The sequence below is a fragment of the Streptomyces sp. M92 genome (assembly GCF_028473745.1).
Lineage (GTDB): Bacteria > Actinomycetota > Actinomycetes > Streptomycetales > Streptomycetaceae > Streptomyces.
In genome coordinates this window covers 2,149,111-2,163,726 of the sequence record NZ_CP101137.1, presented here as the reverse complement: position 1 = coordinate 2,163,726, position 14,616 = coordinate 2,149,111, and the positions used below count along the sequence as shown (strand labels likewise).

Below are 14,616 nucleotides of genomic sequence, written 5' to 3'. Positions count from 1 at the left end.
GGCCCGGCTCCCCCGGCCGACTTCCACCCCCTCCAGGAGGACCCCGTGACCCACCCGCCCGCCCGCCACCTCATCTCCATCGACGACCTCTCCGACTCCGACCTGCGCCAAATCGTCCACGACGGCGTGACCTTCGCCCAGGCCGGCCCCGGCGCCCGGCGCCCGCTGGCCGGTCAGGTGGTGGGCGTCTACTTCAAGCGGACCTCCACCCGGACCCGTACCGCCTTCTCCAGCGGCGCACTGCGCCTGGGCGGTCACCTGATCACGTACGGAGCCGGGGACCTCCAGCTCAACACCGGTGAGACCAGCGAGGACACCGGCGCGGTGCTCTCCCGGATGCTCGACGTGCTGGTCGCCCGCACCGCCGACGACCCGGCCGAGATGCGGGCCTGGGCGAACCAGCGACGGATGTCCGTCATCAACGCCATGAGCGCCGACGAACACCCCACTCAGGCACTCACCGACCTCACCACCCTCCAGGCGCACTTCGGCCGCCTGGACGGCCTGCGCGTCCTGTACGTCGGTGAGGGCAACAACTCCGCCTCCGCGCTCGCCCTGGCCCTCACCCGTTTCGAGGGTGCCCACCTCGACCTGCGCACCCCGCCCGGCTACGGCCTCGACCCCGCCTTCCTCGACCGCGCCCGGCGCACCGCGGCCCGCTGCGGATCGACCGTCACCGAACGCCATGACATGGCCGGCCTGCCGGAGGACGTCGACGCCGTCTACACCACCCGCTGGCAGACCACCGGCACCACCAAGGCCGACCCCGACTGGCGGCGCGTCTTCGCCCCCTTCCAGGTCACCGCCGATCTCTGGCAGGCCAGCCCCAAGGCCGTCTTCCTGCACGACCTGCCGGCGCACCGCGGTGACGAGGTCACCGGCGAGGTCCTGGACGGGCCGCACAGCCTCGCCTTCCAGCAGGCCGAGAACAAGATGCACAGCGCCATGGCGGTCCTTGCCTGGGCCCGCGGCGGGCGGGCCGGCTCCGAGGCGGCGACCACCGCATGAGCGTCCTCGACGAAGCGCCGGCCGCCGCGCCCCCGCCGCTGCGCCGCAACCGCGACTTCCTGCTGCTGTGGAGCGGGGCCGGGTTCACCCTGCTCGGCTCCCGCGCCTCCATGGTCGCCTACCCGCTGCTGCTGATCTGGTCCACCGGATCGGCGGCGGCGGGGGCGGTGGCCGCGGCTGCGGCGCAACTGCCACATTTGCTGGTGCAGTTGCCCGCGGGTGTCCTGGTCGACCGCTGCGACCGGCGACGGCTGATGGTGCTGTGCAGCGTGGGCTGCGCGCTCAGCACCCTCAGCGTCGTGGCCGCCGTGGCGAGCGGCCGGGTGTGGCTCGCGCACCTGGCGGCGGCCGCGTTCGTCGAGGGCTCCCTGATGGTCTGCTACCGGCTCGCGGAGCGGGCGAGCGTGCGCCATGTCGTTCCGGCCGCGCAGCTCACCGCCGCGCTCTCCGGCAGCGAGGCGCGCGGCCGCGCCGCCGGACTGCTCGGCCAGCCCCTGGGCAGCATGGCGTTCGCGCTCGCCCGCTGGTCGCCGTTCCTGCTGGCCGGCGTCGCCCACCTGCTCTCGCTCGCCGCGGTGCTGCTCATCCGCTCCCCGTTCCAGGACCCCGCCGAGGACCGGCCGCCCCGCGGGCGGCTGGGCCCGCAGATCGCCCAGGGGCTGCGCTGGCTGTGGCGCAACACCTTCCTGCGCCTGGTCATGCTGCTGGTCTCCGGCAGCAACGTGCTCTTCCAGGCCCTCGCCCTGCTCCCCGCCTTCGTCCTGTACGAGGACGGGCTGTCACCCGGCACGGTCGGCGTCATCGCCGCCATCAGCGGGGCCGGCGGCGCGCTCGGCGCACTGGCCGGCGGCCGGGCGATGAAGCTCCTGGGCCTGCCGTCCCTGGTCCGCTGGGCGCTGCTCGCCTGGGCGGTCCTGGTCCCCGCGCTCGCGCTGACCCGCTCGCCCTGGCTGCTCGGCGCGCTGTTCGCCGTGATGAGCATGGTCGGCGGCGCCGTGAACGTCGCGGGCGGCGTCCACCAGGTGCTCACCACTCCCGACCGGCTCCAGGGCCGCGTCAACAGCGCCCTCCAACTGGTGGGTTCGGGCGCGAACGCGCTCGGCGCGCTTCTCGGCGGGCTGCTCCTGGACGCGACCGGCGCGGCCGGTACCGCCGCCGTCCTCGGTGCCGCGATGGCAGCGCTCGCGCTCACCGCACTTGTCATCGACCTTCCACGACACCACCGGAACACTCCCCAAGGAGATCAGGAATGAACACAACGCCCAGCTGGTCCCCGCTCGTCATCACCCCGCAGGACGCGGGTGTCGAGGCGTCGGCGGCCGGACTCCTCCGCGTGGTCGGCGACACCGCCGCCATCAGCGACCAGCTCGTCAAGGAGAAGGCACTCATCTTCCGCGGTTTCGGCGTCGCCGAGCAGACGCTCGACCCCGTCATGGACGAACTGCTGCCCAACCGCCTCGCCTACGTGCACGGCAACTCGCCCCGCACCAAGGTCGGCAAGAACGTCTACACCTCCACGGAGTACCCGCAGGAGTTCACCATCTCGATGCACAACGAGATGTCCTACGCCGCGGCCTGGCCGGCCCGGCTGCTGTTCTTCTGCCAGAAGGCCGCCGCGACCGGCGGCGCGACGCCCGTCACCGACTCCGCGCTGTGGCTGGCCTCGCTCGACGACGAGGTGCGCGAGGCGTTCGGCGGCGGGGTCCGCTACCAGCAGAACCTCCACGACGGGCTCGGCCTCGGCAAGAGCTGGCAGGACACCTTCGAGACGAGTGACCGCGGTGTGGTGGAGGAGTTCCTCACCCGGACCGAGGCCGAGTACGCGTGGCAGCGGGACGGCTCGCTGCGGGTGCGCCAGATCCGGCCCGCGACCGCCGTCCACCCGGTGACCGGTGACGAGGTCTGGTTCAACCAGTCCGACCAGTGGCACCCGGCCGGGCTCGGCGACGACACGGCCGCCGCGCTCGCGCAGATCCTGTCCGCCGACGAGCTGCCGCAGTCCGTGACGTTCGCCGACGGCTCCCCGATCCCCGACGCCTACATCCTGCAGATCCGTGACCGGGGCCTGGAGCACGCCCGCGACTGCGACTGGAACACCGGCGACCTCATGCTCATCGACAACATGCTCGTGTCGCACGGCCGCCGCCCCTTCACGGGCACCCGCCGGGTGCTCGTGGCGATGTCCGACTGAGGCGCCATGAGCGACAGCGACTCCCCGGCGGAGTACCGGGCGCTGGCGGCGGACGGCGGTGTGCACGTCTGGCAGGGCTCGACCCGTGACGCGCCGCCCGCCGCCGCCCTGCGGCTGCTCTCCGCCGCCGAACGCACCGTGATGCGGCGCAGACCGCACACCGAGGGACTGCGGTACGCGGGGGCGCACATCGCCGTGCGGCAGATCCTCTCCCGCTACCTGGGCGTCCCCGCGGCGGGCCTGCGCTTCGGCACCCGGCCCTGCCCGTGGTGCGCCGACCCCGGTCACGGCCGCCCGGTCGTCGCCGGCCCCCCGACCGACCTCGACTTCAACCTCTCGCACGCCGGTCCGCACTGGGCCCTGGCGGTCAGTACCGCGGGGCCGGTCGGCATCGACGTCGAGGACGGACGCTCCGGGAGCTCGGCGGCTGCCGCGGCCCTGGTGCTGTCCGCGTCCGAACTGACCTACGTGAACGGCCTGCCGGAGGGCGACGCGCGTGAAGCTGCCTTCCTCCGGTGCTGGACCAGGAAGGAGGCGGTGGTGAAAACGATCGGCACCGGCATCACGGCGGACCTCAAGGGCCTGGAGGTCCGTCCCGAACACGCGGGTCCGCTGACCGTGCGCAGCACCGGGCAGGGCGGCACCGGCGAATGGCTGGTGCAGGACCTGCCCGGCGCGGGCGGCCTGTTCGTCGCCCTCGCCCGGCCCGCGGGCAGCGCCGGCCCGGTGACTGTGCGGACCCTGACAAGCGCCACCGGCCCCGCCCCCGAGGCCGCCCCCGTCCCCGCACGGGACACCGCCGCCACCTCCCTGCTCGTACCCTTCCGTTCCTGAAGGAGCCCGTCACCATGACCACCACCACACCCCTGCTCGGCCCCACCGTCCGTGCGGGATATCTGCCGCAGGTGTACGAGGCACCGGCCCCTGGCATCGCGGTCGCGGAGTTCATCGAGAGCAACCGCCCCGGGATCCGTGCCGCGCTGCACTCCCGCGGGGCCGTGCTGCTGCGCGGCTTCGACGTGGCCGGCGTCGACGGCTTCAACGGTTCCGTGCACGCCCTGTCGGGCACGCCGCCGCTGACGTACGCCGAGCGCTCCTCGCCCCGTTCCACCATCAAGGGCCAGGTCTACACGTCGACCGACTACCCGGCGGACGAGGAGATCTTCCTGCACAACGAGAACTCCTACCAGGCCGTCTGGCCGAAGGCGCTGTACTTCTACTGCATCGAGCCGGCCCACACCCTGGGGGCGACCCCGCTCGCCGACATCCGCCAGGTGTTCCGCGCCATCGACCCGGACGTGCGGGAGGAGTTCACCCGACGCCGCTGGCGCGTGGTGCGTAACTTCCACGAGGACTTCGGCGTGCCGTGGCAGCAGGCGTTCAACACCGACGACCGGGCCGCCGTCACCGCGTACTGCGAGGGCAAGGGGCTGGGCGTCGAGTGGACCGCCGGCGGACTGCGGACCACCGCGATCCGCGACGCCGTGCACCGCCACCCGGTGACCGGCGAGGACGTGTGGTTCAACCACATCACGTTCTTCCACGTCAGCACGGTTGCTCCGGACGTCCGCGAGGGCCTCCAGGAGATCTTCGCCGACGAGGACCTGCCGACGAACTCCTACTACGGTGACGGCGCCCCCATCCCCGACGACGTGGTGGCCCACCTGCGCCAGTGCTACCGCGACGCCTCCACCCGCTTCGACTGGCAGCGCCACGACATCCTGGTGGTGGACAACATGCTCGCCGCCCACGCCCGTGAGCCGTTCACCGGCCCGCGCAGGATCGCGGTGGCGATGGCCGAGCCGTCGCAGCCGGCGGCCGGCTGAGCCACCGCCCGCCGGACCGCCCGAAGGGGCCGGCCACCCTGCCCGGGAGGTAGGGAGGCCGGCCCCTTCGGGCGTCCGTGTGTTCCGTCGGCCCTACGGGGAGGAGTTCAGCGGGGCCAGCGCGCGCGGGCGCCGGCAGTGCAGGACGAAGGCCGGCGGCAGGGAGTCCCACGACGTGCGGCCGGCCACCACCTCCTCGAAGGACACCCCGAGCATCCGCCGGAAGCGCCGCTCCTCCGCCCGGAACCGGGCGTGCAGCGGGCCGGGCGCGGTGAACGCTCCCGCGGGGCTCAGCACCTCGCGGACCGCGGCGAGGGAGGCCCGCCGCTTCGCGTGCGGCAGGCCCGCCCAGGACCGGCCGGCGATCACCACATCAGCCGCCGCGATCCCCCGCCCGGCGAGCACACCGGGGAGGGACGCGGCGTCGGCGGTGACCACCTCGATGTCCGGGAAGCGCAGGCTCAGGCGGGCCGCCCGCACCGGGTCGGACTCCACGGCCAGGTGCCGCCCCCGGCCGCCCAGCAGCTCCCGGACCAGGGCGGTCACCTCGCCTTCGTACGCGTCCAGTTCCACCACCACGGCGGGTCCCGACTCGGGCACCGGCGCGGTCAGGGCCATGGCGATCCGACGGGGGCCGGACGCCCCGGCGCGGGCCCAGGGCCCCCGGCGCGGGGGCCCACCGGGCAGGGTGGCTCGGTCGCTCGTCACAGCGCTGGCCTCTCGCGTTGTAAGGGAGTGGGCGCGGGGTGCCGGGGCGCGACGGAATGCGCCCGGGACCGGGCGGTCACTCGCGCATGCCCGCCAGTTCGACCGGCCGGACGCGCAGCGCGAACGACGCGGGCAGCACGGAAGCCACCGTCGCGAGCAGGGCGCTCGCGCCGATCACCGCGGCGACCGTGCCCCAGGGCACCACGACGTCGGACCACACGTCGAGCAGGCCGAGGGCGCTCCACACAGCGAGCAGGTTCACCCCGGCGATCACCGCCCCGAGCACCGCGCCGACCGCGACCACCACCAGGGCCTCGACCCCGACGAGCCGCAGCACCTGCCCCTTCGTGGCGCCCGTCAGACGCAGCGAGGCGAGGTCGCGGACCCGGTCCGAGGTCGCCATCATCAGGGTGTTGGCGAGCGCGATGCCCGTGTAGATCAGGGCGATGCCGAGGATCATCCACAGGCCGAGCCGGGTGTTCTCGCTGGAACGCGGGTAGTGGACCTCGACCCACCGGTCGCCCGTCAGGAGCTGGACGCCGGTCGCCTTCGCGGCGGCGCCGAGTGCGGCGGCCGCGGTGTCCGCGCCGTCCTGGGGCAGCGCGAGGTCGACCCGGTCGACGGGGGCACCGGCGGCGTTGCGCTCGGTGAGGTAGACGCCGTTGCTGCCGGTGCCGGTGGAGAGCACCGCCGCGATGCGCAGGTCCGCCTTGCGGCCGTCGCCCAGCCAGACGGAGACCCTGTCGCCCACCTTCGTGGTCAGCCACTCCTCGTTGACGACGATGCTGTCGTCGTCGAGGTCGGCGAGGCGGCCCGCGACGACCGGCAGGTGGGAGACGGCCGCGTGCGCCGCCGGATCGACCGCCTTGGCCTCGGACTTGACGAGGGCGACCCCCTCCTCCAGGACGGTCACCCCGGTGGACCGGATCGCGCTGACGGTCACGCCGGGGACGGCCCCGGCGCGCCGGACGAACTCCTCGGGCAGCGCGCGGCCCTCCCCGCCCGCCGTGGCGACCAGTTCCGCGGTGATCTGCTCCCGCGCCTCGTCGGCCTTGGCCTCGCTGATCGTGGCGGTGGTGCCCATCAGGGAGGCGGCGAGGGCCACCGTGATGATGACCGGGGCGGCGACGGCTGCGGTCCTGCGGACCCCGGCGGACGCGTTCTCCCGGGCCAGCATGCCGGTCGCGCCGGGCAGCCGGGCCGGCAACCAGGTCAGCAACCGGGTCAGCGGCTTGACCAGGACCGGCGCGAACAGGGCGAACCCGACGATCAGCAGCATCGGCTGGGTGATGTAGGTCTTGCGCTTCAGGACGTCGCCCGGGCTGTCCAGCAGGGCCAGGGAGAGCAGCCCGAGGCCGGTGGCGAGGACCGCGCCACCGATCAGCCAGCGGCTCACCGGCATCGCGCGGGAGTCGATCGCGGACTCGCGCAGAGCCTCCGTCGGACCGACCCGGCCGGCCCGCCACGAGGAGACGACCACCCCGCTCAGGGCGACGAACAGGCCCGTCCAGAACGCGGTGTGCAGCGGCCACGTCTGCTCGCCGATCCGGAACCAGGAGGGTGCGATCCCGGCGTCCGCCATCCAGGCGGCGAGCCGTGGCGCGCCCGCCGCGCCGAGCCAGCAGCCGGCCGCCGAGGCGAGCACGCCGATGACGAACGCCTCGGTGAACACCATCCGCCGCACCTGGGCGGGGGTGGCACCGGCGGTGCGCAGCAGTCCGAACTCCCGGCGTCGCTGGGCGACGGCGAAGGAGAACGTCGAGGCGACGACGAACACCGACACGAAGCCGGTGACGCCCGCGGCCGTGCCGAGGAGCGCGTTCACCGAGACCAGTGCCTCCTCGTCCCGGTCGGGGTCCGGGTCGGCGCGCCGGCGTTCGTCGCCGGTCAGTACGTCGAACCCGGCGCCCACGGCCGCCTCGACCCGGCCGGCCGGGGCGTGCACGGCGACGGCGTCCACGTCGGGAGAGATCCGCGCGGCCTCGGCGTCGGTGAAGAACAGCGCGTTCTCGAAACCGGCCGACGCGACCGTCCCGACGACGGTGACCTGCTCGGACCCGCGGGCGGTGGCGGCCTGCACCCGGGTGCCGGGCCGCAGCGCGTCCCCGGTGGCGACGACCTCGCCGGGCGCTGAGGGGGCGCGTCCGGCGGTCAGCGTGTAGGGGGTGAGCGCGGCGACCGACCACGGGTGGCCGACGGTGTCCTCGCCGAGTCCGGGGCCCGACACGGAGAAGGTGCGGTCCTCGACGGTCCTGCCGAGCGCCGCGAGCTTCGCGGTGACGGCGGCCGGGACGGGCGCGGGGTGGGGGATCGTCTGCGTACGTTCCCCGATGGGGGTGTCCGCCCGGACGAGGCCGGAGGTCTTCACGACGACCGGCGCCTTCACGAGCCGCTCGGGCCCGCGGTCCGGAGCGCTGAAGGTCGCCGCGAGGGCGAGCCCCGTGGTGGCGATGAGGCCGACGCCGAGGGCGAGGGCGATGAACGAGCCGATGAACGTGACCCAGCGGGTCCGCATTCCCTGCAGAGCGAGCTTCAGCACGGGAGGGCCGCCAGTCCGGTCATGTGCGCGGCGACCTGCTCGGCCGTCGGGGCGAACAGCTCGTCGTGGACCCGGCCGTCGGTGAGAAACAGCACCCGGTCCGCGAAGGAGGCGGCCACCGGGTCGTGCGTCACCATGATGACGGTCTGCCCCTGGTCGACCATCTGCCGCAGCAGCGTGAGCACTTCACGGCTGGTGGTGGTGTCCAGGGCGCCGGTCGGCTCGTCACCGAAGAGCACCTCCGGGCGGGTGACCAGGGCGCGGGCAAGCGCCACCCGCTGCTGCTGACCGCCGGACATCTCACTGGGCCGGTGCCCGGCCCGCTCGCGCAGGCCCACCTTCTCCAGCACGTCCAGGACATCGTTCCGCTTGGGGCGGCGGCCGGCGAGTCGCAGCGGCAGCGCCACGTTCTGCTCGGCGGTGAGCGCGGGCAGCAGGTTGAACGCCTGGAAGACGAAACCGATGCGGTCCCGCCGCAGCAGCGTGAGCTTCTTCTCGCTCAGCTTGCTCAGGTCGGTCTCCCCGAGAAGCACCTGGCCGCCGGTCGGCCGGTCCAGACCCGCGGTGCACTGAAGGAAGGTCGACTTGCCGGAGCCCGAGGGCCCCATGACGGCGGTGAACGTGCCGCGGGGAATGTCCAGGGAGACATTGTCCAGGGCAGTCACGGCGCTCGCGCCCTTGCCGTAGGAGCGAGTGACCGAACGGAGTCGGACGGCTGCTTGATTCATGGTGTCCACTCAATCGGGCCCGGAGCTGGCGCACATCGCAGCCGGGCGGAGTCTTCGGGGTGGAGATAGCTCCACCCTTCTGTGCACGGTGGCCGCCCCGGGCGGGAAAAGGCAGGGCCCGGAGGCGACAGGAACTTGCGTGGGCAGCCTCCTGCCGCCGCCCCGGTCAGGTCACCGCGGCAACGGCCCGCACCATGGAGGGACGGACACGGCCACCGCGGGGTGGCGGGAGGGCGGCTCGGGATGACGGTCATCAGCAGGGGAACAGCGGGGAATTGGTTCCGGAGGTACCCGGCGCGGAGCGGGGCACCCCGGCTGCGCCTGGTCTGCCTGCCGCACGCCGGCGGCACCTCGACGCTGTACCACCGCTGGGCGGGGCTGCTGCCCGACGCCGTGGAGGTGCTGGCCACCCAGTACCCCGGCCGCCAGGAACGGTTTGGCGAGCCGTGCGCCTCGTCCATGACGGAGCTGGCCGACGCGATCGCCGACGCCCTGGAGCCGGAACTCGACGCGCCGGTGGCCTTCTTCGGCCACAGCCTCGGTTCGGCCGTCGCCTACGAGGTGGCCCGCCGCCTCGACGACCGCCACGGCGTCGTCGCCGAACGGGTCGTCGTCTCGGGTCGGGGAGCCCCGCACACCGAACGGCCCGGCGGCACCCTGCACCTGCTGGACGACGAGCTCCTGGTGGCCGCGGCCCGCCGGCTCGGTGATGTGGGCTCCGCCGTCTACGACGACCCCGACCTGCGTCCGCTGCTGCTGCCCTCGCTGCGCGGCGACTTCCGGCTCATCGAGTCCTACCGGCCCCTCGACGTGACGCCGCTGCGCGCTCCGGTGACGGCCGTCGGCGGCACGGCCGACCCGGGCTGCACCCTCCCCGAGCTGCTGTCCTGGTCGGCGCTGACTACAGCGTCGTACGAGCACCGGCTGTTCCCCGGGGACCACTTCTACCTGGTCCCGCAGGAAGAGGCACTGGTGCGCTTCCTCGCCGAGCGGCTGTGACCCGGACGTCACCGGCCTCGGCGGGCCCGCCCGGGGGGCCCTGGGCGCCCGCCTCTTCGGCACGGGCGGCCCGGGCGTGCTCGCCACGGGCCGTGAGCAGCAGCGGCAGCGACGTGGTCAGCAGCAGCACGACCGACGCGCAGGCCAGCACACCCGAACCGCCCCACTTCTCCCAGGATCCCCCGGCGAGCAGCCCGAGCCCCACACAGCAGGGCGCCCACAACAGCGCGGCCAGCACCGACCACCCCAGGTACGGCCGCCAGGGCACCTGTACGGAGCCGCACAGCGCCGGGACCAGGGTGCGCAGGCCCCCGTTGAACCGGCCGAGCAGCACGGCCCGACCGTGCCGGGCGCCCACCGTGGCCAGCGCAAGCCGGTAGGACCGCGAGCCGGTGAGCCTCCCGGGGAGTGCGCCCTCCAGCCGGTCGCCCCAGCGCCGGCCCACCCCGTACCCGAGCACGTTGCCCGCCAGCGCCCCGGCCACCGCCAGCGCGAACACCCCCACCACCGGCAGCACCCCGTGGTGCGCGAGCACCCCGCTCGCCACCAGGGCGGTCTGCGAAGGGAACAGCATGCCCACCACCGGTACCGCGGGCTCCACCGCGGGCAGCAGGAACACGATCACCAGCGTCAGCCAGACGGGCACGACCGCGAACATGGCCTCCGGCGAGAACATCCCGGACCCCTCCCCCTCGTACAGGAGCGGGCGGCTGCCCACTGCCCCCATCCGACCCCGCGGCACCCCTGGCGCACATTGCACCTGGTGGCCGTCCTTACGGGGAGCCCGCTACCGGTCCGATGGTGGAGCTGGCTGGGTGGTCCGCGCGATACGGGCCTCATATCGTGCCCCCATGCACTCACCCAGCCTCTGGCAGGCCCTGCACCAGCGCCGGTACCTCCACAGCGGCTGGCCGTGGCGCTGCGCCCTGTACTTCCTGACCAGCGTGCCGCTGGGCGCCGCTCTGCTGGTCTGTCTGCTCGTCCTCGCGCTGGCCGGCAGCCTGCTGACCGTGGTCCTCGTCGGGGTGCCTCTCCTGCTGACACTGGTCCTCGTCGGGCTGCCGGTCGCGCATGTGGAGCGGCGCCGGCTGCGCCTGATCGATCCGGCCGTGCCGCTGGCCGACGCCCACCAGGACCCGCCGCGCACCGGGCCCGCCGCCTGGCTGCGCACCCGCCTCCAGGAGCGTGCCACCTGGCGGGAGTTGGGTTACGCCCTCCTGTTCGGCTGCCTCCTGTGGCCCGTGGAGGCAGCGGTCATCGGCACGGTCCTCGGCGTGAGCGGGGGGCTGATCTCCACCCCCCTGGTCATGGCCACAGCAGGCGGCGGCGAGGAGGCGCGCGTCATCAAGCTGTGGCTGGTCCACTCCTACCCGGCGGCGTTCGCCGTCGCCCTGGCCGGGCTGCTCCTGCTCCCCCTGCTGGCCTACCCGCTCGGCCTGCTCGCCGTGGGACGCGCACAGCTCACCCGCCTCCTGCTGGACGTGTCACACCATCAGGACGACGTGCGTGTCAAGGAGTTGAGCCGCTCACGGATGCGCCTGGTGACCGCCTTCGAGGCCGAGCGCCGCCGTATCGAACGCGACCTGCACGACGGCGCCCAGCAGCGGCTGGTCTCCCTGTCGATGCGGCTGGGCCTGGCACGCCTCGACGCCCGCGAGGAGCCCCTCGCCGGGCTCCTGGCCCAGGCCCACGACGAGGCCCAGGCCGCTCTGGTCGAGCTGCGGGAGCTGATCCAGGGCATCCACCCCCGCGTCCTCACCGACCGGGGCCTGGCCGCGGCCATCGAGGACATCGCCGACCGCTCCCCGGTCCCCGTCGACCTCGATCTCGACCTGCCCCACCGTTTCCTCGAAGCGGTCGAGTCCGCCGTCTACTTCGCGGTGTGCGAGGCGCTGGCGAACGTGGCCAAGCACAGCCGGGCCACCCGGGCCACCGTCGAGGCCCGCGTCGATCAGGGCCAACTCGTCGTCCGCGTACGGGACAACGGCGTGGGCGGCGCGGATGAGGCCGAAGGCACCGGGCTGGAGGGGGTCGCGGATCGCATCTCGGTCCTGGGCGGGCATTTGCTAGTGTCCTCACCGTCCGGCGGGCCCACGCTCTTCCGTCTCCTCGTGCCCTGCACCCCGGCTCCGGACCGCCGACTCGACGCCCCGCCGGCCCGATAGCCCCCAGAGGAACCAGATGTTGCGCATCGTGTTGGCCGAGGACAGCGTGCTGCTGCGGGAGGGCCTCGTCGGGCTCATGGAGCGCTTCGGCCACCAGGTTCTCGCCGGTGTCGGTACGGCCGACGAGCTCACGGCAGCCGTCGCGGAGCACGACCCCGACATCGTCGTCACCGATGTACGGATGCCGCCCGGCTTCTCCGACGAGGGGCTGCGGGCCGCGCTGCGGCTGCGCGAGAAGAACCCCCGGCTGCCCATCCTGGTCCTCAGCCAGTACGTCCAGCGCGCCTACGCCGAGGAGCTGCTCGACTCCTCCGACGGCACCCACGTCGGCTACCTCCTCAAGGAACGCGTAGGCAACGTCGAGGAGTTCGTGGAAGCCCTCCAGCGGGTGGCCGCCGGCGCGACCGTCGTCGACCCCGAAGTGGTCCGCCAGCTCCTGCGCCACCGCCGCGACCCGCTGGCCAAACTGACTGCCCGTGAGCAGGAGGTCCTCGCGCTGATGGCCGAGGGCCAGTCCAACGCGTCCGTCGCCGCGTCCCTGCACGTCAGCGAGGGCACCGTCAGCAAGCACTTCGGTTCCATCCTCACCAAGCTGGACCTGAGCCTGTCCGACGCCACCAACCGCCGGGTACTGGCCGTCCTGGCCTACCTGCGCGGCTGACCTTCCGGGACAGCGTGACGGTGGCCCCGCCGTCCGGGTCCGCTCAGCCGACGAGCCAGCCCCGCTCGGCCGCCAGCGCACCCAGCTGGAAGCGGCTACGGGCCCCCAGACGGTTCATCAGCGCCGCCGTCACCCGGCGGCTGGTACGCACCGACACCCCCAGCTTGCGGGCGATCACCTCGTCGGTGAGGCCGGCCGCGAGCAGTCCGAGCACCGCGCTCTCCTGGTCGGCGAGCGCCCCGTCCCGCTCCCGGTCCCGCTCCTCGCCGAACCGCGCTGCCCGCTGCCACACCTGCTCGAACAAGGACTGCAGCGCGGCCACCGGCCCCGGGCTGGACAGCAGGAAGGCTCCCGCGTCCGGTGCGGCCGGGTCGATCGGCACGAGCGCCGTGCGCCGATCCCAGATGATCACCCGGAGCGGCAGATGCGGAACCGTCCTGACCTCGGCCCCCTGCTCGACCAGCCACTGCGCGTACTCGCTGGTGGGCCGGTCGTTGCGGATGCTGTCCTGGTAGACGTAGCTGACCCGGGCCGACCGTTCCAGGAGCAGCAGATCGAGCGGCTGGGACGAGGCGAGGACGTCGCCGGGCTGCGCGCCACCGGGCACGAACACCTGGATCTCCTCCCGGCACTCATGACCCGCCTTTTCCACGCAGGTCTGCACGGCGTCGATCCCGCGCAGTTCCCGCACGGATGACACCGGCCCGCTCTCCGATGCACTGCGGTATTCGTCGACCAGGTTCTCCGCTGCGAGTTTCGTCTGCGTGAGAATCTGCTGCCGCCGGAGCAATTCTCTTTCCTGTACGTCGATCAGAGCTTGCAGTCCGACTTCAGGATCCACCAGCCGCCGGCTGTCCCGGTGCTCGTGCGAGGGCCGCACGAGAGAGAGGCCGAAGAGTTCATCGAGGGCGTTCGACGCCCGGTCGACCGACCAGCCGAGGCGTGCGGCGAGCGCGCCCGTCTCCGCTCGCGGCTCCTTCAGCAGAGCGCGGTACGCGCACGCGGCGTCCGCGCCGAGCCCGATCTCCGTGAGCACTCCGGCCTCCAGTCGTCGATGGTGCGCGCAGCGTATGCCGACCTCCTTTTCACCCATTTTCACGAGGATTTCCGCGCTGCGAAATCGAGGAAAAATAGGCTCGAAAGTCCAGCTCCGTAAGGTTCAGCCCAGAAAACGAAACAGCTCGAACGGCCGATGCGGCGTTCAACTAGGGGGAAAAATTCAGATGCGTAACAAGAGCGCGTTCCTTGCGGCGGCGACCGGTGCGATCCTGCTGAACGTCCTGCTGCTGGCGACTCCGGCCGCCGCCGCCGGCGGCGGGAGCGAGCGCGACCTTCCCTGGACTGCACCGCCGGCGCGCCCGGTGGAGCTGGTGCTCGACACCGTCTTGGACGTCGTCGCCCCCCTGAGCGGCGAGGTCGACGGCGACCTGCCCTGGACCCGCTGATCGGCGACGGCTCAGCCGGCGGCGCAGTCGCTGCGAGAGCAGACGGCACGCGCACCTGTGAGAACTAACGCACATTCAAGATCGCCGAGCCCAGGTCACGGACAACGCACCCGACGCCAAGACTTGGTCGCCCCGCGTGGATCCTCCCGCTTCGTCACGCACAGCTGTCCACCGGTGGCATCACGCACCCGGGGAGTCCCACAGCTCGGCCGACCGGAACAGCAGATCACGGCCTTGCGATCACGTTCGGACGACTACATGTGGACCTGCGACCTACGCATTGCAATGCGTAGGTCGCACATGCCCTATTCGCCCGGAACTCAAGACCATTCAACAGAAGAACCCC

At 73.0% G+C, this 14,616-nt stretch carries 14 protein-coding genes; 9 read left to right on the top strand and 5 right to left on the bottom strand.

What is annotated here, in order from left to right; all coding sequences use genetic code 11:
* Positions 1–45 precede the first annotated feature (45 nt).
* From M6G08_RS09860 to M6G08_RS09840, 5 genes are read left to right on the top strand one after another with little or no spacing between them, the layout of a single operon-like run.
* Positions 46–1,008 carry an ornithine carbamoyltransferase gene (locus tag M6G08_RS09860; protein ID WP_272586794.1) on the top strand — a complete coding sequence of 321 codons (963 nt, stop codon included), beginning with the start codon at positions 46–48 and terminating at the stop codon, positions 1,006–1,008.
* Complete coding sequence (locus M6G08_RS09855) at positions 1,005–2,261, top strand: MFS transporter (protein WP_272586793.1); 1,257 nt, start codon at positions 1,005–1,007, stop codon at positions 2,259–2,261. The genes M6G08_RS09860 and M6G08_RS09855 overlap by 4 nt, the downstream gene beginning before the upstream one ends.
* The gene (locus M6G08_RS09850; RefSeq protein ID WP_272586792.1) at positions 2,258–3,199 is read left to right on the top strand and encodes a TauD/TfdA family dioxygenase; all 942 of its coding nucleotides are present in this window, start codon (positions 2,258–2,260) and stop codon (positions 3,197–3,199) included. The genes M6G08_RS09855 and M6G08_RS09850 overlap by 4 nt, the downstream gene beginning before the upstream one ends.
* A gap of 6 nt (positions 3,200–3,205) precedes the next feature.
* The gene (locus tag M6G08_RS09845) at positions 3,206–4,033 is read left to right on the top strand and encodes a 4'-phosphopantetheinyl transferase family protein (protein WP_272586791.1); all 828 of its coding nucleotides are present in this window, start codon (positions 3,206–3,208) and stop codon (positions 4,031–4,033) included.
* A gap of 14 nt (positions 4,034–4,047) precedes the next feature.
* Entirely contained in the window at positions 4,048–5,025 is a 978-nt protein-coding gene (locus M6G08_RS09840) for a TauD/TfdA family dioxygenase (protein ID WP_272586790.1), read from the top strand.
* Positions 5,026–5,118: 93 nt separating this feature from the next.
* Here M6G08_RS09840 and M6G08_RS09835 read toward each other — a convergent pair whose 3' ends face one another.
* The 3 genes from M6G08_RS09835 to M6G08_RS09825 all read right to left on the bottom strand — a co-directional run bounded on the left by M6G08_RS09835 (position 5,119) and on the right by M6G08_RS09825 (position 9,000).
* Positions 5,119–5,733 carry a class I SAM-dependent methyltransferase gene (locus M6G08_RS09835; protein WP_272586789.1) on the bottom strand — a complete coding sequence of 205 codons (615 nt, stop codon included), beginning with the start codon at positions 5,731–5,733 and terminating at the stop codon, positions 5,119–5,121.
* Between the two features lie 76 nt (positions 5,734–5,809).
* The gene (locus tag M6G08_RS09830) at positions 5,810–8,272 is read right to left on the bottom strand and encodes an ABC transporter permease (RefSeq protein WP_272586788.1); all 2,463 of its coding nucleotides are present in this window, start codon (positions 8,270–8,272) and stop codon (positions 5,810–5,812) included.
* Complete coding sequence (locus M6G08_RS09825; RefSeq protein ID WP_272586787.1) at positions 8,266–9,000, bottom strand: ABC transporter ATP-binding protein; 735 nt, start codon at positions 8,998–9,000, stop codon at positions 8,266–8,268. The genes M6G08_RS09830 and M6G08_RS09825 overlap by 7 nt, the downstream gene beginning before the upstream one ends.
* A 243-nt stretch (positions 9,001–9,243) precedes the next feature.
* Here M6G08_RS09825 and M6G08_RS09820 point away from each other — a divergent pair, with 243 nt between their 5' ends.
* Entirely contained in the window at positions 9,244–9,999 is a 756-nt protein-coding gene (locus M6G08_RS09820) for a thioesterase II family protein (RefSeq protein WP_272586786.1), read from the top strand.
* Here M6G08_RS09820 and M6G08_RS09815 read toward each other — a convergent pair.
* Positions 9,902–10,675, bottom strand: a complete 774-nt coding sequence (locus tag M6G08_RS09815; protein ID WP_272586785.1) for a DedA family protein — start codon at positions 10,673–10,675, stop codon at positions 9,902–9,904. The genes M6G08_RS09820 and M6G08_RS09815 overlap by 98 nt on opposite strands.
* 175 nt (positions 10,676–10,850) lie before the next feature.
* On the opposite strand from M6G08_RS09815, the gene M6G08_RS09810 reads away from it, so the two are divergent.
* Positions 10,851–12,164 carry a sensor histidine kinase gene (locus M6G08_RS09810; RefSeq protein ID WP_272586784.1) on the top strand — a complete coding sequence of 438 codons (1,314 nt, stop codon included), beginning with the start codon at positions 10,851–10,853 and terminating at the stop codon, positions 12,162–12,164.
* A 16-nt stretch (positions 12,165–12,180) separates the two neighbouring features.
* Entirely contained in the window at positions 12,181–12,825 is a 645-nt protein-coding gene (locus tag M6G08_RS09805; RefSeq protein WP_272586783.1) for a response regulator transcription factor, read from the top strand.
* Positions 12,826–12,868: 43 nt separating this feature from the next.
* On the opposite strand, the gene M6G08_RS09800 is transcribed toward M6G08_RS09805, so the two are convergent.
* Positions 12,869–13,918: a helix-turn-helix domain-containing protein gene (locus tag M6G08_RS09800; RefSeq protein ID WP_272586782.1), complete on the bottom strand. Its 1,050-nt coding sequence runs from the start codon at positions 13,916–13,918 to the stop codon at positions 12,869–12,871.
* A 130-nt stretch (positions 13,919–14,048) separates the two neighbouring features.
* Here M6G08_RS09800 and M6G08_RS09795 point away from each other — a divergent pair, with 130 nt between their 5' ends.
* On the top strand, positions 14,049–14,270 hold the full coding sequence (locus M6G08_RS09795) for a hypothetical protein (protein WP_272586781.1): 222 nt from the start codon (positions 14,049–14,051) through the stop codon (positions 14,268–14,270).
* Positions 14,271–14,616 lie beyond the last annotated feature (346 nt).